The 23406-nt window shown below is 54.9% G+C and carries 23 protein-coding genes; 9 read left to right on the top strand and 14 right to left on the bottom strand.

The window, feature by feature from the left end; all coding sequences use genetic code 11:
• Positions 1 to 24 precede the first annotated feature (24 nt).
• Both ACFQUU_RS13175 and ACFQUU_RS13170 read right to left on the bottom strand, forming a co-directional pair.
• Complete coding sequence (locus tag ACFQUU_RS13175; protein WP_382247767.1) at positions 25 to 627, bottom strand: redoxin domain-containing protein; 603 nt, start codon at positions 625 to 627, stop codon at positions 25 to 27.
• 62 nt (positions 628 to 689) lie between these two features.
• Positions 690 to 1226: a carboxymuconolactone decarboxylase family protein gene (locus ACFQUU_RS13170; RefSeq protein WP_382247765.1), complete on the bottom strand. Its 537-nt coding sequence runs from the start codon at positions 1224 to 1226 to the stop codon at positions 690 to 692.
• A 101-nt stretch (positions 1227 to 1327) separates the two neighbouring features.
• Here ACFQUU_RS13170 and ACFQUU_RS13165 point away from each other — a divergent pair, with 101 nt between their 5' ends.
• The 8 genes from ACFQUU_RS13165 to ACFQUU_RS13130 all read left to right on the top strand — a co-directional run bounded on the left by ACFQUU_RS13165 (position 1328) and on the right by ACFQUU_RS13130 (position 10592).
• The gene (locus tag ACFQUU_RS13165) at positions 1328 to 2245 is read left to right on the top strand and encodes an AraC family transcriptional regulator (RefSeq protein WP_382247763.1); all 918 of its coding nucleotides are present in this window, start codon (positions 1328 to 1330) and stop codon (positions 2243 to 2245) included.
• 380 nt (positions 2246 to 2625) lie between these two features.
• Positions 2626 to 3054 carry a VOC family protein gene (locus ACFQUU_RS13160; RefSeq protein ID WP_382247761.1) on the top strand — a complete coding sequence of 143 codons (429 nt, stop codon included), beginning with the start codon at positions 2626 to 2628 and terminating at the stop codon, positions 3052 to 3054.
• 98 nt (positions 3055 to 3152) lie between these two features.
• Complete coding sequence (locus tag ACFQUU_RS13155; RefSeq protein WP_382247759.1) at positions 3153 to 3533, top strand: VOC family protein; 381 nt, start codon at positions 3153 to 3155, stop codon at positions 3531 to 3533.
• A 342-nt stretch (positions 3534 to 3875) separates the two neighbouring features.
• Positions 3876 to 4778 carry a LysR family transcriptional regulator gene (locus ACFQUU_RS13150; protein WP_382247757.1) on the top strand — a complete coding sequence of 301 codons (903 nt, stop codon included), beginning with the start codon at positions 3876 to 3878 and terminating at the stop codon, positions 4776 to 4778.
• Between the two features lie 127 nt (positions 4779 to 4905).
• Positions 4906 to 5415 (top strand): ribonuclease E activity regulator RraA, encoded by a 510-nt coding sequence (gene rraA, locus ACFQUU_RS13145; RefSeq protein WP_382247755.1) that lies wholly within the window; start codon positions 4906 to 4908, stop codon positions 5413 to 5415.
• A gap of 119 nt (positions 5416 to 5534) precedes the next feature.
• A complete protein-coding gene (locus ACFQUU_RS13140; RefSeq protein WP_382247753.1) occupies positions 5535 to 7493 on the top strand; it encodes an aconitase family protein in 1959 nt (652 codons plus the stop codon).
• 33 nt (positions 7494 to 7526) lie between these two features.
• The gene (locus ACFQUU_RS13135) at positions 7527 to 8510 is read left to right on the top strand and encodes a Bug family tripartite tricarboxylate transporter substrate binding protein (RefSeq protein ID WP_382247751.1); all 984 of its coding nucleotides are present in this window, start codon (positions 7527 to 7529) and stop codon (positions 8508 to 8510) included.
• A gap of 594 nt (positions 8511 to 9104) precedes the next feature.
• Entirely contained in the window at positions 9105 to 10592 is a 1488-nt protein-coding gene (locus ACFQUU_RS13130; protein WP_382247992.1) for an AMP nucleosidase, read from the top strand.
• Here ACFQUU_RS13130 and ACFQUU_RS13125 read toward each other — a convergent pair whose 3' ends face one another.
• Positions 10593 to 10754, bottom strand: coding sequence for a hypothetical protein (locus ACFQUU_RS13125; protein ID WP_382247749.1), 162 nt, complete (start codon positions 10752 to 10754; stop codon positions 10593 to 10595). It lies immediately after the preceding gene.
• Between the two features lie 227 nt (positions 10755 to 10981).
• On the opposite strand from ACFQUU_RS13125, the gene ACFQUU_RS13120 reads away from it, so the two are divergent.
• Entirely contained in the window at positions 10982 to 11443 is a 462-nt protein-coding gene (locus ACFQUU_RS13120; RefSeq protein ID WP_382247747.1) for a CHRD domain-containing protein, read from the top strand.
• A 152-nt stretch (positions 11444 to 11595) separates the two neighbouring features.
• Here ACFQUU_RS13120 and mrtJ read toward each other — a convergent pair whose 3' ends face one another.
• The 11 genes from mrtJ to ACFQUU_RS13065 all read right to left on the bottom strand — a co-directional run bounded on the left by mrtJ (position 11596) and on the right by ACFQUU_RS13065 (position 23377).
• Positions 11596 to 12081 carry a JDVT-CTERM system glutamic-type intramembrane protease gene (mrtJ, locus tag ACFQUU_RS13115; protein ID WP_382247745.1) on the bottom strand — a complete coding sequence of 162 codons (486 nt, stop codon included), beginning with the start codon at positions 12079 to 12081 and terminating at the stop codon, positions 11596 to 11598.
• A gap of 110 nt (positions 12082 to 12191) precedes the next feature.
• Complete coding sequence (locus ACFQUU_RS13110; protein ID WP_382247743.1) at positions 12192 to 14594, bottom strand: PQQ-dependent sugar dehydrogenase; 2403 nt, start codon at positions 14592 to 14594, stop codon at positions 12192 to 12194.
• A 780-nt stretch (positions 14595 to 15374) separates the two neighbouring features.
• A complete protein-coding gene (locus ACFQUU_RS13105; RefSeq protein WP_382247741.1) occupies positions 15375 to 16853 on the bottom strand; it encodes an alpha/beta hydrolase family protein in 1479 nt (492 codons plus the stop codon).
• Positions 16854 to 17359: 506 nt separating this feature from the next.
• Complete coding sequence (locus tag ACFQUU_RS13100; protein WP_382247739.1) at positions 17360 to 17794, bottom strand: hypothetical protein; 435 nt, start codon at positions 17792 to 17794, stop codon at positions 17360 to 17362.
• 266 nt (positions 17795 to 18060) lie between these two features.
• Entirely contained in the window at positions 18061 to 18222 is a 162-nt protein-coding gene (locus ACFQUU_RS13095) for a hypothetical protein (protein WP_382247737.1), read from the bottom strand.
• Positions 18223 to 18468: 246 nt separating this feature from the next.
• On the bottom strand, positions 18469 to 18600 hold the full coding sequence (locus tag ACFQUU_RS13090) for a hypothetical protein (protein ID WP_382247736.1): 132 nt from the start codon (positions 18598 to 18600) through the stop codon (positions 18469 to 18471).
• 22 nt (positions 18601 to 18622) lie between these two features.
• Positions 18623 to 20983, bottom strand: coding sequence for a DNA polymerase II (locus tag ACFQUU_RS13085; protein WP_382247734.1), 2361 nt, complete (start codon positions 20981 to 20983; stop codon positions 18623 to 18625).
• Positions 20984 to 21118: 135 nt separating this feature from the next.
• A complete protein-coding gene (locus ACFQUU_RS13080; RefSeq protein WP_382247732.1) occupies positions 21119 to 21730 on the bottom strand; it encodes a DUF1294 domain-containing protein in 612 nt (203 codons plus the stop codon).
• A gap of 283 nt (positions 21731 to 22013) precedes the next feature.
• Complete coding sequence (locus ACFQUU_RS13075) at positions 22014 to 22241, bottom strand: DUF2798 domain-containing protein (protein ID WP_382247730.1); 228 nt, start codon at positions 22239 to 22241, stop codon at positions 22014 to 22016.
• Positions 22231 to 22833, bottom strand: coding sequence for a flavodoxin family protein (locus tag ACFQUU_RS13070; RefSeq protein WP_382247728.1), 603 nt, complete (start codon positions 22831 to 22833; stop codon positions 22231 to 22233). The genes ACFQUU_RS13075 and ACFQUU_RS13070 overlap by 11 nt, the downstream gene beginning before the upstream one ends.
• 49 nt (positions 22834 to 22882) lie before the next feature.
• On the bottom strand, positions 22883 to 23377 hold the full coding sequence (locus ACFQUU_RS13065) for a DUF2938 domain-containing protein (protein ID WP_382247726.1): 495 nt from the start codon (positions 23375 to 23377) through the stop codon (positions 22883 to 22885).
• Positions 23378 to 23406 lie beyond the last annotated feature (29 nt).

Genomic DNA, 23406 nt, shown 5'->3' with positions numbered 1-23406 from the left:
GCAGCGTTTGCACCGTTATCTCCATCATGGCGCGTCCGACGAGTACCGACGTTCGAGTCCAGGCATGGATGGATCCACGCGACACGTATCTCCATCACATCCGCGTGCAGGTGATGCTCCGGTCTTTATATCGCTGCCCACTGGGTGTTCGGATTGCGCTGTTTCCATTAACAAGGCACCGATTTCTGCCCCTACTCGCAAATCTTCCACCTCACCCAGATGCTGGTGCCTGATCCTGCCGGTCTTGTCGAGTAATACCAGGCTAGGCGTCCCTTGCAACTGCAGCAACCTCATCGTCGTTGGCACGGATCCCGTCTCGGCCGGTCGGTCAATCGCGATCGGCATGCGGATCCGATATTCGCTCGCAAATGCGCGCAGTGCCGCGGGCGTCATCACATCATGATGCTCGAACACCGTATGCAGGCCCAGCACTATCACCTCTTTGGAAGGGAACGTTCGTGCAATGCGTTCTGCCTGAGGTATGCCGTATGACACGCAGCCGGGGCACAACATTTGAAACGCATGTAGTACTACCACGCGGCCGCGCAGGTCGGCCAGCCGGATCGGCTGTGCGGTGTTGATCCACTCGAGGACATCGAGTTCGGGATACAGAGAAAAATTGTGCATGTTGTCCTCCAGTTGACTGGAAGCTACAACGGCATATGCCGTCGTAGCAATCAGGCGAATTCTTAGTTGTGCAATGCGACTTTTGGAAAGTCCAGGGGTACTTCGAATCCGACATTAACGTAGTTCGTAAACAGGTTCAGTGCCACGTGCGCCATGATTTCCACGATGTGTTCATCGGTGAATCCCGCATCACGCATTGCCGCGATGTCGTTGGCCGATACATCACCACGATCGTTGACGACCTTAATTGCGAAAGCAAGGGCAGCCGCCGTTTTATGGTCTGCAGCCTGGCCTATCTGTGCGGATGCCATCTCGTCCGCGCTGGCACCAGCCTTCTCACCCAGCATGGTGTGTGCAGCAAGACAGTACTCACAACGGTTACGGTTGGCAATCGCAACCGCGATCTGCTCACCCAGCTTAGCACCAATGGTGCCGCCGGCCAGCGCGGTGAACGCACCCCACATGCTCTTCAGTGCCGCAGGGGAGTTAGCCACCGCTTTGAACATGTTTGGCGTTGCCCCGAATGCCCTATGGATCTGCTTCAGGACAGGCTGGCTTGCCTCCGGGACGAGTTCGGTATTGATATTAACGCGTGGCATGCTGTTTTTCCTTTCAAATGCACGGTTTAACGAAAAGGGATACTTTCCAAGCAGCCGGACAGCGTTTCCAACTGCTCCGGTGATGTACAGTATGCGGAGCAATGGCGTATCATTGGGATCATTTCATTCAAAGTTCGTACCATTTCGTTCAAATGAATGCTCATCCGCCCGTTGACAGGTTGTCCGTGCTCCTGGAACGCTTCCGTGTACGCGTCAAATTTTTTCACTCGGGCGTCTTATGCGGCTTACAGAAGTACGACTGCAGCAGCGGCCATGGCTTTTTGCATGTGCTTCGCCGTGGCCGAATGGAAGTGACCCATTACGGCGTCGCGGGTATCCCGAAAAAGTTGATACTGGACGAACCTACTGTCCTGTTCTATCCCCGGCCGCTTACCCACCATTTCCATAACCCGCCCCAGGAAGGTTCCGACTTCACCTGCGCGGCGTTGACGTTCGAGGGCGGCGCGGGCAATCCCATTGCACGCAGCCTGCCAGCGTTCATCCGGTTGCCGCTGGCCGCAGTAGAAGGGCTTGAACCTGCGCTTAAGTTGCTGTTTGCCGAGACGGATCGAGTGCGCTGTGGACAGCGGGTGCTGGCTGACCGGCTATTTGAAGTAGTGCTGATCCAGTTACTGCGATGGTTGCTGGATCACCCGGAAGAGGCCGGCATACAACCCGGTCTGATCACCGGACTTTCCGACTCGCGCCTTGCGCGTGCGCTGGTAATGTTCCATGAAGCGCCTGGCGAAACATGGACCCTGGAACGCCTGGCCGACTGCGCAGGTATGTCACGCACGAGCTTTGCGACGGTGTTTAAGCAGGTGATGGGGCAGACACCGGCGGATTACGTGATGAGTTGCCGCATCACGCTTGCACAGATGGGATTGCGCGAGGGGCGACCAATCAAATTGCTGGCCGAGCAGCTTGGATATGCGAACCCGCCGGCGCTGTCGCGCGCGTTTACTGCGAAGATGGGCGTTTCACCGAGAGAGTGGTTAAGCAAAGGTCAAGGGTATTAAGAGCAGACAGGCCAAGACGGTATTGGACATCGCGCTCTGGTTGGAGAACTTACAAAGTCCCAAGACTTATAGGCATGCAATACACATCATCAGCGCTGGTTTCATCACCCATAACCGGCAAACGTCCCGTTTCCTGTCACGGGAACCCTATGGCCGCTGAAATTCGCCGCCTGCGATGAGCCGTGATAAGGTCAAAGGTTGGCAACTTGCCGCAGGCATGACCGATACTGTTTGGCAAGGATTCCTATGAGATATTTATTGATGCCGTACATTAGCAAAGTATTGCGCTGCTCTTCAGACAACCAGCGCGTTGCGGAGATCCAGGATATACAGCAAATAGGGTAAGCAGGGACTATCTAACTATTCGAAAGGAGCACAGCATGGAAACGCAGGAACTTCATCGCGGGCGATTGATCGATCACATCCAGTTGGTAGTGCGAGACCTATCCGCGGCCCAGACATTTTACGCAGCCGTCTTCGAAGTTCTGAGTATTCCCATAGGCGGCACCGGCGACGGATTTTTTTGGGCGGACGAGTTGTTCGTTTCGACGCCCGACAGTAAAGCTGCTCAAGGCGCTTTGACCGGACGTCATCACCTCGCATTCCAGGCGCGGAGCCGAGAGATGGTGGATGCATTCTACAAAGCAGCCTTGGCCAACGGCGGCAAGGACAATGGCGCGCCCGGGGAGCGTGCATACCATCCGGGCTACTACGCGGCTTTTGTATTAGACCCCGACGGCAATAACATCGAAGCTGTGTACCATGGTGAAGCAAATCGCAGCGCCCCCTCCGTACACATCACGTTCTAGTCACGACTTTGGCTTCGACTAATTTGACGAGGCAGTCGAAGATAATTATTGATTGTCATCGCTTCAGCAATACTGAAATTAAATAGTTACGAGGAATTATGATTGATCACACCGGTGTAGTCGTCAGGGATTTTGAGAAGAGCAAGCAGTTCTACTCGGCAGCACTTGCACCGATAGGTCTTTGCCTGCTCGCTGAATTTCCCGCCGCGGTTACAGGGCATACCGATGTTGCCGGGTTTGGTGAGCCGCCGAAGCCGGAATTTTGGATAAATCTCGGTACGCCGAATAACCCCCCTGTGCATGTAGCGTTTCGCGTCTCCAACAGAAGTCTTGTCGACGCCTTTTTCAAGGCAGCGGTTGACGCGGGCGGAACCGACAACGGGCCACCCGGAATTCGCCCTCATTATCATCCTAACTATTACGGTGCTTTCGTCCTTGACCCTGACGGTCACAATATTGAAGCAGTCTGTCACGAGTAAGCGCTAAAAGCTTTTATTAAAAGCTCAGGGAGAGATGGGCCACGGGTGGTGGCAAGCTTGATTCCCGGCAGGGGCCACAGCCTGCTTAGCGCGCTTCGGATCGCAGGAAGGCCGCTTGCCGTCGGCCTTCAATCCGGCCTCAGCTTCGATCTCGAAATGACAAGCGCGCTAACGCCGCATCATATTCAACGATGAATTGGGGCGTCCGAACTACACCTCCCTTGCTGGCCCCGGAAAAAATGCCTTCATGAATGCCGGCTACCCAATCTGAATCGCCGATCTTGTACCCATGAAAGAGGCATGGAGTAAACTGGCATCCAGATTGTCATCGAGCCATGACCCATGGATAACCTTCTTCGAAAGCTGGACCTGACATCCCTGAGGCTGTTCGTCGCAGTTTGCCAGGAAAAAAATATCGCGCGCGCGGCCGAGCGTGAACTCATCGCGCCCTCAGCCGTGAGCCGTCGCATCGCAGATATCGAGAGTGTCATCGGCCTTCCTGTTATCCAGAGGCAATCGAGAGGCATCACCGTGACACCGGTTGGTGAAACCGTGCTGCGTCATGCACTTGCCATTATTGGTAATTTGGAAGCGCTGGGCGCGGAACTGTCTCAATATGTTTCCGGCGCAAAAGGAAATGTACGCATTGTGGCGAACCTGTCCTCCATTGTTCAGTTCCTGCCTGAAGATGTCGCCGCTTACCAGCGTATTTTCCCCGCAGTCAATATCGATATCGAGGAGCATAACAGCGTCGATGTCGTGCGCCTGCTTGCCGAGCGCGCGGCCGACTTCGGCATATGCAATGCGATTCCGGGCATTGAAGAGTTCGAGCATGTACATTACAGAACCGATCGGCTGTCGGTGATGTTTCCACAGTCACACCGCCTGAGCGATGCAATCAAACTACAATTTTCCGACCTGCTGCAGGAAAATTTTGTCGGCCTCCGTGGTGACAGTGCGCTTACCATTCTCCTGGCACAAGAAGCCGCCGCCCTTGGCGCTGAACTGGCAGTAAAGATCCGCGTCGGCAGCCTGGATGCGCTGTGCCGTATGGTGCATGCGGGGTTGGGTATCGCGGTTGTTCCTCACCAAGTCGGTGAGTTGTACATCAACACGCTGAACGTCAGCCTCGTGCCATTAAGTGATGTATGGGCCACTCGCCAACTCATTATCGTGTTCCGGGCAAGGGCCCAGCTGAACGCAACTGCTGCCACATTAGTCAATTTTCTGGCGCAGCAGCCCTGACACCTCGACTGGAAAGGGCATGGCGGGCATCTCCTTTTGCGATGCCTGCCATGTCGAATCAGGTTTGCATTCCTCCTTGCGGCGCGCCATCATCGGCAGTCCACACTTTTCCAGCTTGCAGTAACCAATGAACCAGCCTTCGACTTCCGATGTGCATGACGCATGCATAAACAATCCCGAATGCCAATTGCAGGTTGCCAGACCCGGCCTGATGTCTTTCGGCGGACAGCAGCTTTACCACGGCGAAATCACGACTGTAGCCGCCAGCAACGGAGCGCCGCTGCGTCTGCGCGACAGGCTGACCGAACCCGGGCATCAGCGTGTGCTCGTGGTCGAAGGATATGGTCAAGCCGCGGAATGGGCGTTACTCGGTGACAAGTTGAGTCAGCTTGCCCTTGATAACGGATGGTCAGGAATAGTCCTCAATGGCTATGTGCGTGACGTGGCGACACTGCGCAATATCCCATTGGGCGTTCATGCCTTGGGAAGCATTCCTTCTAGGCCCCAATGGCCGGAATACATTCCCGTCATGCGCGACATCCCGTTGGTCTTTCAGGGTGTGCGCTTCCATCCCGGCCAATGGCTTTACGCCGACAAGGACGGAATCGTCGTTGTCGCACAGCGTATTACGGCTTAAGCCAATCGATTCTTGCATACAGACTAGACACAGGCATCACAAACCGAGATGCCTGCCGTAGTTATTCAGCACTTTTTGTTGCCCGGTTCGGCGTGTAGATTCCTTCCCAGGAGATTTCAATGACTACACTGAACCTGACCGGACGTATCCTCTTCCTTAGCGTCGATCCCGACAAAGTTACCGCACAGCTTAAAGGAAATGATCTGTTATTAGCGCAGGCAGGACCGCTGCGGGATGACGTATCGACGGACGAGATCACGCCGATCCCGGTGCTTGCCTATTACGACGAGCGACTCGGCCGTTATCCCTATGTCGGATTCAAGGCGGGCGCACATCTTCCGATCGGCAAGGACGCCGTCAAGGACGGCGGCTTTAGCGTGACGGTCGCCGGCAAGCGCTTCGGCAAGGGTTCCTCACGCGAACATAGCCCGGTTGCTGAACGCACCGCAGGCATTCGCCTTGTCATTGCGGAAAGCTTCGAGCGAATCTACCGCCAGAATGCGGACAACGTCGGCTTGTTTACCTCCACCGATTTCGGCCTGATCGAGCGTCTGCAGCGTGGCGACCCCATCGACATCGAAGAAATTGTCGCCTCCCGCGACAAGCTTGCCGCAGCGATCCTGCGCCACGGCGGATTACTTCGCTATGGTCAGAAAAGCATGCGGACGATATCGGTTGGCGTTGTGCAGCGACACCTCGCGCCACGCACGCTTGCCGAAAAAATTCTTGAACGTCATCTGGTCAAAACCGAAGATGTGGATGCTGACCTGCGACCAGGTGTCGGCGCGTTTGTCCGTGCCGACTGGCGCTTCATTCATGAATACTACACTGGCATGTGCACGCATATGCTGCACGCCGCTTTCGGCAGGCCTGTAACGCTGCACGAACCGCAATCGATCATCGCATTCGAGGATCATTTGTCCTATTCGCACCGCAGTCCGGTGCATATTGCGAATGGCTTGATGAACGACGTGCGCAACCTGTCCGACGCCCATCGAGCCTTCGTTGCCGATTACGGTGTGCGCAGCCATGGATATCTTGATGGCATCGAAGGACGCGAAGGGGGATCGCAAGGCATATCCCACGCGATGATGGCGGAACGGTATGCATTACCCGGCGATGTTGTCGTCGGAACCGATTCGCATACGCCGCATAGCGGTGCGCTTGGCTGCGTCGCGTTTGGAGTTGGTACCACCGACATGGCGAACAGCATGGTGACGGGCGCGGTCCGCATGACGGTTCCCGAAACATTGCGCATCGATCTGCATGGCGAGATTCCTCCCGGCGTGACAGCGAAAGATCTGATTCTGTATCTGTTGGCAGAACCAAAGATCAAGGCTGGCGCGGGTGTAGGCAAGGTATTCGAGTTCAGTGGCACCGCCATTTCGCAGCTGTCCACAGACGAACGCACAACGCTCACCAACATGACTGCGGAACTTGGCGGTTTCACCGGCATTGTCGCCCCCGATAAAGAAACTGTTCGCTACTTAAAGGAACGGCGCGATATCGAATTTCAAATCGAGCCATGGATGTGCAGCGACCCAGGTGCGCGATATGCCGATACGATACGCATTGATTGCGCCACGGTGACGCCCATGGTGGCTGCGCCAGGTGACCCGGGGAACGGCATTGCATTGGGATCGCTGAAGGAACGCGTGAAATTCGACATTGCCTACGGTGGTTCCTGTACCGCCGGCAAGCGCGAAGATTTCGACCATTACCATGAAGTGCTGGCTTGGGCCGCAAAGCAGGGCTTGCGTGTACCGCCCGGAGTAAAACTGTATCTGCAGTTTGGCACGGCCGATGTGCGTGACTATTGCATCAGCAAAGGTTATCTGGCGGCCTTTGAGCAAGTCGGTGCGGAATTGCTGCAACCGGCTTGCGGCGCTTGTGCGAACTGCGGCCCTGGATCGTCGACCGATGTCGGACAAGTCACCATTAGTGCCATCAACCGGAATTTTCCTGGCCGCTCGGGACCTGGCCAGGTCTGGCTTGCCAGTCCGCCGACCGTGGCGGCCAGTGCCATCGCTGGCGAGCTTTTGTCGTATGCCGAATTGCGCGAGCGCTTTTCAAGTTAACGATTCACCTACCAAGAAATTGAAGGAGACAATATGCACAGCTTTTCCAGCAAGCGCCGCCTGGTCGGCGTGATGATGGCAGCCGCACTTGCCGCACCGATTCTTACTGCATCTGCCCAAGGGTTTGGTGAAAAGACAGTCCGACTGATTGTGCCATTGGCCGCGGGATCGACGGTCGACGCAATTGCCCGTGTCATGGCTAACCAGTATGCGAAATCCATGGGCCACCCGGTAGTGGTAGAGAACCTCGTTGGCGCGGGCGGCATTACAGGCACAGCGCAGCTGGTACGCGCGCCGAAGGATGGGATGACAATTGGCATGGTGTCGTCCAATCATGTGATCAATCCTAGCATCTACAAATCGATTCCTTTCGACTCCATCAAGGACATCGTACCGATTTCCGTCATTGGCACTGTTCCACTGGTACTGGTAACACATCCCTCCGTCCCGGCGAAAAATTTAAAAGAACTGATAGCGCTTGCGAAAGCCAAACCGGGCGAATTGAACTACGGTTCGGCGGGCAATGGCAGTTCGCTTCATCTCGCTGCCGAAATGTTCAAGAGCGAGGCCGGTATCGACATTCGTCATGTGCCGTATCGAGGCACCGGACCGCTTACCAATGACTTGCTTGGTGGTCAGGTACAGTTCGGTTTCGTTTCAGTTACGGCGGTCGCACCACATATCAAGGCGGGTAAGTTACGCGCTATCGCGGTCTCGACCGCCAAGCGCGCCAGCATCTTGCCAGACGTACCAACCGTAGCCGAACAGGGCCTGCCGAACTATAGTTTTGATGCCTGGATTGCCTTGGTTGGTCCCGAGGGCCTGCCTGCAGCAACGGTCAATAGGCTTTACCACGACACCAGGACGGCACTTGCCACTCATGAGGTGCAGGAGAGTCTCGCTTCACAGGGGATTATGGTCATTGGCAGCGGGCCGGATGCAGCGACACAATTCTTCAAAACCGAACTTGAGAAACATACAAAGCTCGTCAAGCAATCGGGAGCACGATTGGAATAAGAGCAAACATTTGAGGCAATGTGGCTCAGATGGTTAGCGAGCGATATCGTTCTTGGTTTTTCCAGCGTCGCCTTACGGCGGTATCGGACGGATCTTCGTGTTTGGCAATAACGGTCATGTCATAAGCCACCGCAACACCGATGCATTTATCATTCGGAGTCCGGTTGAAGACAGCTTGATGCGCCCAATAAAGTGTGGCGCCATGGGGGGGTGTCTTCATCAAAAGCAAGCCTCACATCGTCAAACCGCACCCAATCGACATCCTGTCGCGATGCGACAGGACCCGACAAGCACTTCCGCTTCCGTATGGTCTGCAAATTGCCAAACTTCAAGCTTCAAGTCTTATGATCCACAACTTGTGCGGCCAAACGGGCCGACCTGCATGTTGACCTGAGTATTTCTCAAGTACTTCTTGAGCGTTGGGAACGAGGCTGGCACACCAACGTGTGCCGGTTCACAGGTTGGTGCGCCCATTCGCATTGGCGAACTGCGGTGATGAAATGCGCCTTACAATATACCTGCTGGCTTTTTACAACCTATCCGTTTCTTACGCACAGGAGTGTCCTCTTGATCACGCCTCCAGTTACTTCTTCGATGCTGTTTGACGATCCTGCCGCCGCGTTTGCCCAGGCACGCGTTATCTATGAGGAGAACATCAGCCATTTAAGGGATTATCTGCAAAGATTTATCAACGGTGAGCATCTGGCGAGCCGGGTGCGAGCCTATTATCCATTTGTCCGCATTCATACTGACACGGTCGCGCGTGCCGATTCCCGGCTTTCCTATGGTTTCGTTGCGGGGCCGGGTACGTACCAGACGACGATCACGCGCCCTGATCTATTTGAAAATTATTATCTCGAGCAATTCAACCTGCTACTCAAGAACCATGGTCGCAATCAGCATGTCCAGCTTGAGATAGGCACGAGCAGTCAGCCGATCCCGGTGCACTTTTCCTTCGCAGAGAATGACCACATCGAAGGCAGCATGAGTGTCGAGCGGCGCCTCGCGATGCGTGATCTGTTTGACTTGCCGGATCTGGCAGCAATGGACGACGGCATCGCCAACGGCACCTACGAGCCGCTGCCAGGTGAAGCGAAGCCTCTGGCTTTGTTTACGGCACCACGTGTCGACTATTCATTGCACAGACTGCGCCATTACACAGGCACGGCGCCGGAACACTTCCAGAATTTTGTGCTCTTCACCAACTATCAGTTCTACATCGACGAGTTCATCCGGCTGGGGCATGAGATCATGAACCGCGAGCCGGATCCGGGTACAGCTGACAATGAAGATCATTACGTCGCATTTGTTGAACCGGGCAATGTCATCACACGCCGTGTCGGCCAGAGTGTCCAGCCGGGTGATGACCTTGGCGTCGCACCGCCGCGCTTGCCGCAGATGCCGGGGTATCATCTGGTCCGTCCGGATGGCAGCGGCATAACGATGGTCAATATCGGCGTAGGTCCGGCAAATGCCAAGACGATTACTGATCACATTGCGGTTCTCCGATCGCATGCATGGCTGATGCTGGGCCATTGTGCAGGGCTCCGCAACAGTCAGCAGCTGGGAGACTATGTGCTGGCGCATGGTTATGTTCGCGAGGATCACGTACTTGATGAGGATTTGCCACTGTGGGTACCCATTCCGCCGCTCGCTGAAGTCCAGGTGGCGATTGAAGCGGCGGTCGAAGAAGTGACGCAACTCTCCGGTTACGAGCTCAAGCGTATCTTGCGAACCGGCACAGTTGCCAGTACCGATAATCGTAATTGGGAACTGCTGCCGCATAACACGCCGGTCCGCCGCTTTAGCCAGAGCAGGGCGATTGCGCTGGACATGGAAAGTGCAACCATTGCCGCGAATGGTTTTCGCTTCCGTGTGCCATACGGCACACTGCTTTGTGTCAGCGACAAGCCCTTGCATGGGGAAATCAAGCTTCCCGGCATGGCGAATCATTTCTACCGCGAACGGGTCGACCAGCATCTGCGGATAGGAATAAGAGCATTGGAACTCCTGCGCCGGCAGGCACTGGGCCGATTGCACAGCAGGAAGCTGCGTAGCTTTGCTGAAGTCGCGTTTCAATGACTATCTAGTCGTAGATGGCGCTACGAGCCACACCGCGTTGCCGACATCATCGGCGACCAGAACAGCGCCTTTCTTGTCGACCACGACTCCCATTGGTCGTCCTAGCGCATAGCCATCAAGGTCGCAGAAGAAGTTGGCAACCATAATTTTGAGCTTGCGCAAGCGCCGATATCGTCCTTTTGCGCTATTGCGGTTCGCCAGGCGTAGCATCGAGTGGTGATTGCCGAACATTTCGTCGGTGGAGAAAACTTCTGACCGGAAATGAGCATCTTGAGAGCAGGCAATTCGCATCTAAGCAACGAAGAAGTGTGCTCAAAACATGTGCGGACAGTTCGTCATTTGTCTGCAGAATGGCTTGAAATAACAACCCTCACTGCAAGGAGACAAGCATGAAAAATCTGAAAAATAGTGCTTTCAAGAATAGTGCCCGCGTTATCGCCATCGCCAGCCTGGCTATGCTGATGACAGGTTGCGGAATGATGGAGAAGGTAGGTCTTGGAGGGTCTAAGCCGACGACCACCACCTTGAGCGGTGCCAATGAGGTTCCTGCAGTGACAACGAAGGCCTCTGGAAAAAGCACGATTACCGTGGCCGATGACAGAACCGTCAGCGGATCCGTCATTATCGACGACATGGTGGCAACGGCCGCACATATTCACCGTGGCGCGGCTGGGCAAAACGGTCCAGTCATGATCCCTTTGTCAAAAACCTCGGACAAGGTGTTTGCCGTCCCGGCGAATACCAGACTCACGGAAGCACAATACGCTGACTACAAGGCGGGTAACTTATATGTGAACGTGCATAGCACCGCGCATCCGGCCGGGGAAATCCGGGTGCAGTTAAAACCATGAAGTCATAGGAATGTTGTGCCGGCAAGCTGATTTCCCGTCTCGCTGTAAGGCCAGGAGCCTGGGCAATGGCAGACGATGTGGAATGCACCCGGCGTCTATAACGGGCGTTGGGTGACTTCTTGTTTGCGGTGTGAATGTTCGCCACGAACTTGCTATAGAGCGTATTGAGCGCCGGCATAAATGAACGCGGCGTTATAAAAGCAGTGGAGAATCGCCGCGGAATAAATATGCTGGTGCCGTTCACGGAAAAAACCAAACGCTAACGACGGTGCCATGACGGCGAGAGCCCATGGGACAGGTTGATGCACGAGATGCGCAATGCAGAATGCGAGGGTCGTCACCAGATTGGCCAGCGACACCCCGCGGATCACATATCGATGGTAAAAAATCCGGTCAAGATGACCTTGCAAAAAACCGCGGAAGAAGACTTCCTCAGCCAAAGGCTGAATGAAAATCATCGACACAAGCAACGAGAACGACAGTGGGAGTCCATGCTGCCATTCCGGCCAGGCCACATGGGCTGCCCAGAGAAATACGGGCCCTGCCAGGAAAGCCGCATGAAATAAACGATCCTTTAAGAAGCCGGTTCGGAATCGCAAACCGAATTCTTTGATAGCAAGGGCTGTGGTGGTGTGCATGGATCAGTTAGCGGGAAGGCGATGCACTCATGTTCCCAGCGCAGTCCTTTCTCCAGAGTGGAAGATGCCGGAGCAAGAACGCGCTGGGTGATTTACATCATTCGCAGCGTCTAGCTTGCGCTTTTGCGACGCCGCCAGACCACCGAAGCCAACGCAGCCAAAATCAAGCCTGGCAATGTCGGATCGAAAGTGCCATCCGGCCGCATTGAACACCCGCCGCCGCCTGCACCAAGTGGCGATGGATTCGGCGTATCAGTTGAAGGCGTGGTTGGAGGCGTGGTAGATGGAGGCTGTGCCGGTGTAGGCGCCGGGCATCCGCTGAGACGCGCGCCGGCCCAGTTCGCAATATCCAGTGTATTGCCGTCGCCACCGTCGCTGACGAGCAGTCGCAACTCCTTTACGCCGGCAATGCTGAGCTTCACTGTTTTCCGCAGATCGGTGCCGCGCATTATGCCGCTATCAAACGCGACCCTGCCATCGAGGAGAACCTGGAACGCAACGCTGCCAGCGCCCTGTGCGATGTCGTCGATACCGACGTCGGCCACAAAATTTCCGGTACAGGCACCACCAAGGTCGTAACGGATATCCGACGGGGCGTGTACACCAATGCCTTTGGCATAGGGGATGCGGCCGAGCGAAATGGTGCTGCCATCACCTGCGGCAGCTTCGCCGTTATTCATGTTGAGTTCAATCGGCCCCTTGCCGTTGACCGGGGTGCCGACTGGCTTGAACTCGCTAAGCTGACCAAAGGGATACACATCACGGAACACTGTTTCAGCCTGACCAGCCGAATCCTTGACGGACAGATAAAGCCTGAGCCAGGTATTCGGCGCGTCCGCCTCGAACGCCGGGACGGTAACGGAACCACTCGACTGCCCAGTCGTCTCGGCCATGAACGGATGAGAATGGGTATCGTGCATGAAGTCGATACGCCAGGTGAAGGCACTCCCTGGCAAGTTGCCGTCTTCCGCGTCAGTACCGATGCCGCTGTACGTCACCGTATCGCCCGCATTAAAACCGGCACCGGCAGCAGGAGTGGAAATGGATGGTACTGGGAATCTGTTGGTGGTAATCGTCAGAACCGCAGGAGAAGAAGTTGCTGTTCCAAAAGAGTTCGACATCACTGCTGTGTACGTTGCCTGGTTGTCCGCCGCAGTGGTCTGGGGAATCGTGTACGAAGCCGATGTCGCTCCGGGTATGGCAACGCCGTTTCGCTGCCACTGGATAGTTGTGGCGTCATTGGCGGCGACCGTGAAGGTAACCGGATCCCCAAGGAATACTGTCCGCGACTGTGGATTTTGTGTGATGCGCGGAATCTGCGAATTGGTAAAGACGATCTTGCCGACAGTCCCGACATCTGCGGAGTCCCCGACGTTCTGGTTTCTCGCGAGATAATAGACGCTTCCATCGGCCGCCACGCCCAGGTTCACCGGGTTCGCGATGTCGCTGACAAAATCTGCCGCAACCGTGGGATTTGCGGGATCAAGCGTACGGATTGTCCCGTTGCAAAAATCGGCAAACAGATATTTACCGGTGAACGAAGCAGGAAACTGAGTGTTCGCCGGATTGTAGAAAGCGCCTCCGGTGATTGCGCAGCCAGTGGTATGCGAATAGGAAAACACCGCATTGGTATAGCGGGGATCGCTGTTATCTCCTTCGTAAGCAGGCCAGCCATAATTTGCCCCTGGCAGCCCACGATTGATTTCTTCCCAGGTTCCTGCGCCGACGTCGTTGATATACATGAGGCCGGTGCCGGGCTGGATATCAAATGCAAACGGATTGCGCAAACCGAGATTATAGTTGTAGGAGTAAGCGCCGGCGGTATTGATATACGGGTTATCTGGTGGAACCGTGCCGTCTGGATTCAGACGCAAAATCTTGCCGAAGGGATTCGCAAGATTTTGAGAATTGGAAGTTTCGACCGGCTCGCGCAGATCCTCTTGACCGCCTACCGCGACATACAATTTGCCGTCGGGTCCAAAACGCAATGCGCCGCCCATGTGCCATTGCACACCTGCCGGCACATTCGGCAAGCGCAGGATCAAGCGTTCGCTGCCGGGGACCGCGACGTCATTGGATTCGGTAACACGAAAGATGCGATTATGGCTCGTTGCACCGTCTCTTACGGTGCAATATATGTATACATAATGGTTAGTCGCAAATCCGGGATCGGCAGTGATGCCCAGACAGCCGCGTTCGGAAAACGAGTCGACGTTGGGAACGGCATAGAAATTTCCCGGAAGAAGCGCATCATTCTTGATCGTTCTTATGATGCCGTTCTGTTGCACGACCAGAACACGGCCATCCGGAAGTATGGTCATTGACGTGGGACTGTTTAGTCCGGTGGCAATCAGGCGATCGGCAAACCCGACGGGCACATTGGCGGCCTGTACGTTACCCAGACACACCAATGATGCCGACGCAAACGCGGCTACTTGAATTGTGCGCGCTACCCTGGCCAGGATAGTACGCGCTCTGTCACTCGACAGCTGAGTCCAACACACTCCAGTCATCACTTACCTTTCAATCAAATTATTAAAAAAGAGTGGTCGCGGCCGGCGAAGCGACTACGTGTGACAGTGACGTGAAGATGGCATGAATGCTCTTAACGTCGTTATATCGTCGGCGCGTTTTCGTTGCCTAAGCAGGGCATCGGACAAACCTGGCTCACATCCCATACAGGCGGAACGCAACCGGTCAGTCATGCGCAGCAAGCGTCATGACATCATCTGAATACGCTACTCACACTCTGGCTACAACTATCCAATAGGACAAAAATTTGTAACTCTTGATAAAAATAGCAAAATGACGGATAGGCAATATGATATTGATCAGCAACATTGCTTTTCTGCAGCTTTAAACGCGGCGTTTACGCCATGATGGGCACGTTTGATATCGATTATCTGCGAAATAACATGAAACCTTATTGGCAACACAGCGTACTAACAAACTCGTGTCCACGACATCGACCAGCACAAAGTCTCACTGATGAAAGGAAGCCCAATGGCTAAAAACGTGAAAAACAAGTATCCCGCGGACAAGACCGGAACGAAGTACAGCGAATTCCGGAACACCAAGCGGACTCCACCCGGGAAACCGCGCGGTGATAAGGATTCCAAGCAGTCCAGCGGCGCTGCCGACACAGCTTCAAAAACACAAGCTAGCGCAACACCGCCCAGCCCATAAGTTTTCCGGATGGTGGCCCCGCGTTTCTTTCATGCATCGCATAACAGAAACGCGGGGCCAACGCCAACGAGCAGCGCAAGATGCAGGCAAGTGAGATGCCGCGGCGTTTATGAGCAGGACGGCAAGATTCTTCTTACGGCGCCCAGCTCGACCAGGTCGTCAGCGCCTGTCGCGTTGCGCGTAAATGTACAACCATAGTTTGGACTTGCCACGATACCCGGGTTCAGCACTTCATCACCGGCCGGCCGAATGCCGAGCTGCTCCCAGCTGACCATTGCTTCGAATGCTTCAACCTGTTCCGCGATCGTGAAATCGCAATGGCCAGGCGAGCGGATTGCGCGTTGTACAAGCCATTGATCGCTGCCGTTCGTGCTTGCGCGGCGCTTATAAATCTGCTGCATGCTGAATGGTACGAAGGGATCTCCCAAGGTATGCAGAGTCACTACCGGGACATCGAATTGTCCGTTTACCTTCGGCACCCAGCGCAGGCCATCGGTGCGCCGCGGATTGGCATCCGGCGAGGGAGCGACGCGAAGAATCGTGGCGTTCATCAGCTGTTCTTCCGCAGATAGTGCGCGATCCGCATCCAACTGGTAAACGGCTCCTGTCGTGTCGACCACGTTCTTGTTTAGTATGCCGTCTATGGTGCCGTCGAGGCCAAAACGAGCCCACACGGGATCCTGCAAGGGCTTCAGTTTAAAGCTATCTTCCGCGATCGGGCGCTGACCGCCTGTCAGATTGATGAATGCATTACTCAGTTTCTTTCCCTGATCCGTGGGAACGAGCGGGAATATGCGCCACAACTTTTCTTTGATCTCGTCTTCCCTTGCCGCAAAATCAGTGACCGGAAAGGTGGTCGCCGGGGCGCCGGCGAGATATTGGGCTGCAAGCTGGTAAGCGGTTACATAATTGAATAGTTCGGTATCCCCCACGACACCGCACATCGACACAACGCCGTTATACCGCAGCTTATTGTTTGCAGTCTCAAGGGTTTCGCGTTCTGCAGCGGCCGCCGCCACATGCCCTCCCATGGATGCCCCGACGATATATGTCCTCGTCGGTGCCGCGAGCGGTCGGTTGTTTTGTGCGGCAATCGTCGTGAAGGCGAGCGCGAGCGCATTGGTGTCTTCAACACCAGCCCTGACGTCGTAACCATTTTTGCTGAAGCTGGATGCAGCCCAGGCATACCCATTCTCGATCAGGTGGCGGCGGATCGGAGGTTCGGAGATATCCAGGCCCGGGTTGAGGCCATCGTAGCCATGCGCGTAGAGCACCAGGCGGCCATTCCAGTTTTTCGGGACCTCGACACGATAACCGGCGCCATTCAATACCCCGAACCAGCGATCGGTCTGTACGGTTGTATCTGCCAGCGGACCAAACGGCAACTTGGACTGATCGAGCGTATATACGCGGCTATCCTGAAGACGTACAGCAGGCGCCGCCGTAACCGGAGCAGGAGGAAGTATGGCAGGCGGAGCCACGGTAGCCGTTTCTCCTATTGAGGGCGCCTCATCGGTTCCGCCGCTGCATCCCGCAATGAGAGCTACAGGAATGATGGAGAGAAGGAAGTTAAGTTTTCTTTTCATTGTTAGCCTCTTATTTTTGATTTGAGCTGCGCTGCGTGCCGGACGTCAGCAAATATTCAGGCATATCGCCGCAACCTGGCTGGCGGGAACCTGTTCGCCGTACTTGCGCATTGCCGGTTTGGACACTAACTATATTGGAAAGATTTCTGGCTCAATGAAAATGAGCAAGAGCAGCGGCAGGCCAGCGGTCTGCCGCAGTTGCGCTTATCAGGATTAGTCCCATCTGGTTGGAAACACAAACCAGCGTTGATGTATATGTATTAGGCAGTGCCGTAGCAGGATGAAGGGGCAGTGGGAGCCGAAGGTGGATTTGATAAAACAGAATGCTGCTCACGCAATTTGGCGGCAGCTTCTGCAAGACATACAAGTGTCTGCAGGTCAATATGTGGTGGTGGAGGTTGCGGCGTCCGCGGATGTACTGTCAATGAAGTGTATCAATTGATGACTGAGCCTTGCGATAACCCTGATGTCACTCCCCCGGCCTACAAAAGACATCTTTGTCGATGTCAAAGCCCGGCATGTCTGGCAAGCGCTTCGCCGATCCTTTTAGCGAGATAGCTCGCGCGTAGCGGCTTTAATACATAGCGGACTTTATATCGCATGATGATGTTCTCCAGGCGCTCGATCCGTTCCGGCGCCGTCTGATTGCCCAAAACGAAAATCGGTACATTGCCGTCGGTGCTTCCCCGGATGGAGCCGATAAGATTTTCGAGTGCACGCGATTGCGGTAACCAGTCAGCCAGATAATCCAGCACGTACGCATCGAATCGTGTGGTTTGGTGCGCCTGCAATAATGAAGCAATATCGTAGAACGCGGATGCAACAAATCCGCTGTCGCGAAGTAGTCCGCATAGCGTATCGGCGAGATACGCGTCGCTGTCCAGTACAGCGACTGAAAATGGCTTTGGCTGCCAGGGCTTTGAACCAGGCCGTTCGTCCATAGGATGGTTTATCTCTACCGATATGCAATCCCGCCGGCTTTGTCGCTTCGGACAATATGCAACAAAACAATGACGCGGCTCGATGAGGAATTCAAGGGTGTGCGCCAGAAGGGTGACCACTGTCGTCGCCGTTTCACTGCGCCTTGGTAAATGACGAGTCCAGAGTAGAAAAAGCAAGACTCCCAGGTTCCGACGTGGAAGCTGAGAGCCTTGCCAGGATACTGTAAGAGATGCTGAGTACAGGTAGATTGACTAAATCAATTACCTTAGAACGGCAAGCCCTTATTAATGAGCAATTGAATCATCCATGCCAACATGCCGAAACTTACGCTTGCCGAAGCGATGATGCAGCCTAACCCGAGCATCTTGTCACCAGTGTTCTGGCGGGCAAATGCTGCACTCTTCGTTTGTTGCCAATTCTTCACCATAGCTCCATTCCATCCAGTTTGAACAATCGCAAAAGGCTTGCGTCTTTCGTGGTTCGATTACAACATGATTTGCGAGTTCCCGAAGAGAACATGGAAGTGCAGACATTTTTTCGAAGTTTATTCTATGCGTCTACGTGCCAGTACCGCAAATGGCGAGGACTGGTATCGTTACGATGACCTAAGGTCTATCCGTTGCAAGTGGAACTTATGTAAACGGCAATGCCTTTCCCAGTGCGGACTTAATGTTCAGACGCGTAGTGTGCCTTGAGCTGCTGCCTTCTCGGCAACATCGCCAGACTGATCTGGCAATGGCCCGGCTGCGACCGCAGCCTCTTCAGCAATGGCAAGCTTCTGTTGTGTCACCTTGCCCATCTGCACGATGGAGTCCGTAACGTGTACTTCAAAACAAGATGTGCTGGCGGCTGGTGAGCTTGGCAAAATCGTCGCCGAGAAATGGCAAGATGGCGTCCGCCACAGGTTGCAGCTGGCGCGTCAGATAATGTTCATAATCGATTGGCGAGCGCTGTGTTTCCAGCGGTTCGGGACCAGACGACGTCATGACATACCGGATCCAGCCACCATTCTGATACTGCAGTGGTCGCCCCTGATGCTGATTGTATTCATCGGCGATCCGGGCTGCGCGCACATGGGGCGGCACGTTGCGCTGATACTCGCCCAGCGGTCGACGTAGCCGTTTGCGATACACCAGCAAGGGATCGAACTCGCCGCTGGTGGTACGGTTTACATAGTCGAGGACATAGTCCCGATACGCTTCGCCTTTAAAAATGCGCAGATAGAGCGCCTGCTGAAACTGCTGCGCCAGTGGCGTCCAATCGGTGCGTACCGTTTCCAGTCCCCTGAACACGGTTTGTTCGCTACCGTCAGGTTTCACCATTAAACCTGCATAGCGCTTTTTGCTGCCCAGTTCCGAACCGCGAACGGTTGGCATCAGGAAGCGCCTGTAATGGGTGTCGACTTCGAGTTCGAGCGCACTATCAAGCCCGAATTCAAGTCGCAGATGCTGATCCCACCACTGGTTGACATAGCGGACGAGTGAGTCGCCAATCGCGGCGGCCTGTTCCTCCGTATGTGCATGCTTGAGCCAGACAAATGTGGAATCCGTATCACCGTAGATCACCTGATAACCCTGCTCCTCGATCAGTTTCCGGGTGCGGTGCATGATCTCGTGTCCGCGTAATGTGATCGAGGAAGCAAGCCGGGGATCGAAGAAGCGGCAACCGCTTGATCCCAACACGCCATAGAGCGCGTTCATGATGATTTTCAGTGCCTGTGACAGCGGATTATTACGTTCCCGTTTAGCAGCTTCGCGCCCTTGCCAGATCTGGTTGACGATCTCCGGCAGGCAATGCCTGTCGCGTGAAAAGCGTGCGCCGCGAAAACCAGGCACCGTTGCCGCATCCTCGGTATGGAGACTGCCCTCGGCCAGGCCTACCGGATCGATCAGGAAAGTACGGATGATTGAAGGGTAGAGGCTTTTGTAATCGAGCACCAGCACGGAATCGTACAAGCCGGCCCGGGAATCCATGACAAAGCCACCAGGACTGTTTTCGCCGGCTACGTCACCGAGATTGGGCGCCACATAACCCTTTCGGTGCATCCTCGGCATATACAGATGCTCAAAGGCTGCTACCGAGCCGCCACTACGGTCAATCGCCAGTCCAGTGACGCTCGCACGTTCCAGCAGAAACGACATCAGTTCTGTCCTGGCAAAAATGCGTGTCACCAGCTCGCAGTCTTTCAGGTTGTAACGCGCCAGGGCTGGCTTGTCTTCGCGGAAGCGACGGTCGATTTCCGCCATTCGCTGGTAAGGATTGTCGATGGACTTGCCTTCGCCCAGCAGTGTTTGCGCCACATGTTCCAGGCTGAATGACGGAAAATTCCAGGTCGCGGACTTGAGTGCCTCAATGCCATCAATGATCAGGCGTCCTGCCGCCGCAGCAAAAAAATGCTGCGCCTTGCCACCATGCTCGCGCCATTCCAGTACGCTACGGTCACGTCCGAAACGCAAAGGAACGTGACAGCGCTCCGCGTGCCGTTGCAGCACGCGCAGGTCAAACTGCACCACGTTCCAGCCGATAATCGCATCGGGATCATGCTGCTCGAGCCATCGATTTAATTGTTCGAGCATCTGCGCATGGCTATCGCAGTATTCGAGATTGAAATCGAGTCCAGTGCTGTCGCCGTTTGAGGGCCCAAGCATGTACACCTGGCGCTGACCACAGCCTTCCAGTGCAATCGAATACAGCTCCCCATCTGCGCTGGTTTCGATATCCAGTGATACGAGTTTCAGCTTGGGACGGTAACCGCTCGCAGGCTTCATCCGGCTATCGATCAGCGTGCCGTTTCCGCCTGCTTCGGCCTGGCCACCAAACCAAACTGGTCCGGTGATGAATCGTTCCATGAGGTAGCGTTCGGGAGGACGCACGTCCGTTTCGTAAACGTCGACACCGTTCTCCCGCAAGCGCTTCTCCAGCTTCAGTAACTTGCGATAGTGTTGGCAATACAAGCCAAGAACCGGCCGTTGCCGAAAGTCTCGCATCGCGAGAGCGCGCAATTCGACAGCGCGTTCACCACGTAAAACCACTTCCGCCTGCTCGTGTTGCTCCGCCGGGATAAAGGCGACCGACGATTGCGGTGGCAGGCGGACATGACGCGGACCATCATCGGTCGCCAGCCAGAATTCGACTTCCGTACCGGTGGCCGTATCGCGCCAGTGTCGGGTCAGAAGAAAACCCTGCATCAATTGCACCAAGATCCCACCTTTGATAACCGATCCCGCCGCATAACCAAGCATTCCATGCTATTGCTCAAGTGTGTCTTTATACGCCATATGCAGTCGATCCTGAATGTTAAGGCAAACCGCCGCAGCAAGAAATCATGTGATCAGTTTAGAAAAGAGTGGCGAGCTCAGCCCGACAAACAATACAACGTTGAGCAGTACGCTTCCCCAAAACGCCGAGCGAAACTCTGCCTTGACTGATTTGTGCCGAAGTAGCTGCTGGGCGACGATGGCACCTGGCCATCCTCCAACAAGGCCGAGAAAAATAAGAGTACTTTCCGGAATGCGCCTGCGTCCTGCCACGGCCGCAGATTTGTCGATTGCATAGGTGATAAAACAGATAACGCTTACCGCCAGATATGCCAACGCAACCCAGCCCGGGACGCGCCATACAATTGCGGCAACGGCAAACACAACAAGAAACAGCGGGATGGCAAAATAGCTTGCCGCACCCCATTGCGCTGGAGATTTATCCCGATTGGGCCTTGCCGGACGAGATGCCCGCAGAGCCTGTACGCGCGTGGCGCGCTTCTTCCCCGCTGTATCCGACTCTACCTCGAACGAGACCGGCAAGCCAATCTCGGGCCGGCGTGAACGGTCGTCAAAAGATTTGATATGAACGAAAATTTGTTGACCACCAAGCGTTGGCTCGATAAAGCCGAAACCTCGTTCGTCATTCCAGGATTTGAGTTTTCCTTCGAAGCGCATAGTCTGGATGCCGGTGTTAAGGTAAAGCTTGCCAGGGCGAGGCGACGATGTTCAGCGTTTCATTCATTGATTTTCATTTTCGCCATAGTTTGTCTGCGGTAGTCGGTGATTGTAATCTTAAATCCATGCGCCGAAAGACCGGCTCATTACTGAGCCGGCAGAAACCATTGTGAACGCCTTTCGCGTTGTGTTGATCATGTCACGGATCACGACCAGTAGGCCGCCCGCTTGCGCGTGACGACCGGACTCCGGCCGTGCGGTAACCCACGGCGCACTGGGTGGTTCAGTTGTCCGCAACCAGAAGCCGAACCAGCTTCTGGGTGAGTGGGGCCACCAGCATGACTACCGGAAGCGCAAAGAGCCACGCGGTCAGCCATGCACTGGTCCACATGCTGACAAAGTCCGGCATCGGGCCGGTAGCACGATATGTCGAAATGCCTGAAACCAGGAGTGACATCAGCCCCGACAGAATGACTGCGAACAGGATCGGTCCAAACTTCTTAGGAATCATGCAAAGTCTCCAGATGCTTTTCAACCGTCCGGCAGGAAATGCGATGCAGCGTTTCGGCAAAGTTTTTGCCAAACATCCTGGCAGTCTTGATATCGCCTGGCGCGAATGATTCAGCTGAAGTGGAATGCCCGGCCTGAGCCATCAGGCCCGACCACGATCCAAGTCGATTAACGGCCTCTTCGTAGGGCACGCCGATGTGCTGTTCTGGCAGGAACGGGTTGCCCGCCCAGAGCATTCCATGCTGCATGCAAAACACGAACATCGACATCAGCGTTGATTGTTTATCTCCGGCGGGCAGCGAAGATACCGTAAACCCGGCGGCGAGCTTGCCTTTGAGTTGCTGCGTGCGCCACAGGCGGCCGGTAGCATCCATGAATGCCTTGAATTGGCTCGATACGCCGCCAAGATAGGTCGGTGATCCCAATATGTATCCCTCGAACTTAACCAGATCATCGGGGTTTTTCACGAAGTGCTCCGCCTTCAGCAGATGTACTTCGGTGCTTGAGACACTTCTTGCGCCGTGAGCGACATGGGTTGCAATGTGTTCGGTATGTCCCTGCGCGCTATGGTAAATGACAGCGATTTTTTTCATTTCTCTGGTTCCAGACAAGGTTGTGATTGCTTTAGATGAAACGCCATCGTTATCGTGATATCCATCCGATGACGACCGCAGATAAATAGAGACCCAAGCCAAAGACGGTGTGATTGGCCATGCTTCGAAGGCAGCTCTTCAAAGGAGCTGGTGTCCTGGACGCAGCAAAACCCAGCCCCATGGCTGGCTGCATCACAAATAAGGGAATGATCACCGTAGAAAAACCGACTGCGACGGCTGGCAAGATGGACGGGTTTTGTAGCCAGGCAGTGCCATGTACGGCAACAAGTAATCCAGCAAACGCAATGCCGACTGCATAGTGGGTCAGCCAGCCCCATGTCACTTCACCTGAAATGGCCTGTGCCTGCCCGATGGAGCGGTGTGCAAACCTGCCGCGAAACAGGTGTCCCGCCCATCGTCCGATGAACGCAAAGTTGAGCGTCTGGACGCCCATGTATTTCAACATCGTAAGCCATACATCCATGACGACGGTGGCTCCGATCCCCACGAGAATGACTCGTGTAATGACTTCTGCTATGTTCATGAGCACTCCTTTTGGTTGACAGGGGAAAG

Origin of the sequence: Herbaspirillum sp. GCM10030257, from assembly GCF_042666555.1 — a bacterium.
GTDB lineage: Bacteria > Pseudomonadota > Gammaproteobacteria > Burkholderiales > Burkholderiaceae_D > Noviherbaspirillum.
The sequence above is the reverse complement of the archived record's forward strand: the minus strand, read 5'-3'. Positions and strand labels throughout refer to the sequence as shown.

Bases quoted from the DNA above. Each gene is read 5' to 3' on its own strand.
- ACFQUU_RS13175 (WP_382247767.1), bottom strand. From the start codon at position 627: ATGCACAATTTTTCTCTGTATCCCGAACTCGATGTCCTCGAGTGGATC.
- ACFQUU_RS13065 (WP_382247726.1), bottom strand. From the start codon at position 23,377: ATGAACATAGCAGAAGTCATTACACGAGTCATTCTCGTGGGGATCGGA.
- rraA (WP_382247755.1), top strand. From the start codon at position 4,906: ATGAACCAGCCTTCGACTTCCGATGTGCATGACGCATGCATAAACAAT.
- ACFQUU_RS13120 (WP_382247747.1), top strand. From the start codon at position 10,982: ATGAAAAATCTGAAAAATAGTGCTTTCAAGAATAGTGCCCGCGTTATC.
- ACFQUU_RS13135 (WP_382247751.1), top strand. From the start codon at position 7,527: ATGCACAGCTTTTCCAGCAAGCGCCGCCTGGTCGGCGTGATGATGGCA.
- mrtJ (WP_382247745.1), bottom strand. From the start codon at position 12,081: ATGCACACCACCACAGCCCTTGCTATCAAAGAATTCGGTTTGCGATTC.
- ACFQUU_RS13170 (WP_382247765.1), bottom strand. From the start codon at position 1,226: ATGCCACGCGTTAATATCAATACCGAACTCGTCCCGGAGGCAAGCCAG.
- ACFQUU_RS13085 (WP_382247734.1), bottom strand. From the start codon at position 20,983: ATGCAGGGTTTTCTTCTGACCCGACACTGGCGCGATACGGCCACCGGT.
- ACFQUU_RS13160 (WP_382247761.1), top strand. From the start codon at position 2,626: ATGGAAACGCAGGAACTTCATCGCGGGCGATTGATCGATCACATCCAG.
- ACFQUU_RS13070 (WP_382247728.1), bottom strand. From the start codon at position 22,833: ATGAAAAAAATCGCTGTCATTTACCATAGCGCGCAGGGACATACCGAA.
- ACFQUU_RS13095 (WP_382247737.1), bottom strand. From the start codon at position 18,222: ATGGTGAAGAATTGGCAACAAACGAAGAGTGCAGCATTTGCCCGCCAG.
- ACFQUU_RS13110 (WP_382247743.1), bottom strand. From the start codon at position 14,594: ATGACTGGAGTGTGTTGGACTCAGCTGTCGAGTGACAGAGCGCGTACT.
- ACFQUU_RS13075 (WP_382247730.1), bottom strand. From the start codon at position 22,241: ATGATTCCTAAGAAGTTTGGACCGATCCTGTTCGCAGTCATTCTGTCG.
- ACFQUU_RS13140 (WP_382247753.1), top strand. From the start codon at position 5,535: ATGACTACACTGAACCTGACCGGACGTATCCTCTTCCTTAGCGTCGAT.
- ACFQUU_RS13100 (WP_382247739.1), bottom strand. From the start codon at position 17,794: ATGGACGAACGGCCTGGTTCAAAGCCCTGGCAGCCAAAGCCATTTTCA.
- ACFQUU_RS13165 (WP_382247763.1), top strand. From the start codon at position 1,328: ATGGCGTATCATTGGGATCATTTCATTCAAAGTTCGTACCATTTCGTT.
- ACFQUU_RS13150 (WP_382247757.1), top strand. From the start codon at position 3,876: ATGGATAACCTTCTTCGAAAGCTGGACCTGACATCCCTGAGGCTGTTC.
- ACFQUU_RS13130 (WP_382247992.1), top strand. From the start codon at position 9,105: ATGCTGTTTGACGATCCTGCCGCCGCGTTTGCCCAGGCACGCGTTATC.
- ACFQUU_RS13155 (WP_382247759.1), top strand. From the start codon at position 3,153: ATGATTGATCACACCGGTGTAGTCGTCAGGGATTTTGAGAAGAGCAAG.
- ACFQUU_RS13080 (WP_382247732.1), bottom strand. From the start codon at position 21,730: ATGCGCTTCGAAGGAAAACTCAAATCCTGGAATGACGAACGAGGTTTC.
- ACFQUU_RS13105 (WP_382247741.1), bottom strand. From the start codon at position 16,853: ATGAAAAGAAAACTTAACTTCCTTCTCTCCATCATTCCTGTAGCTCTC.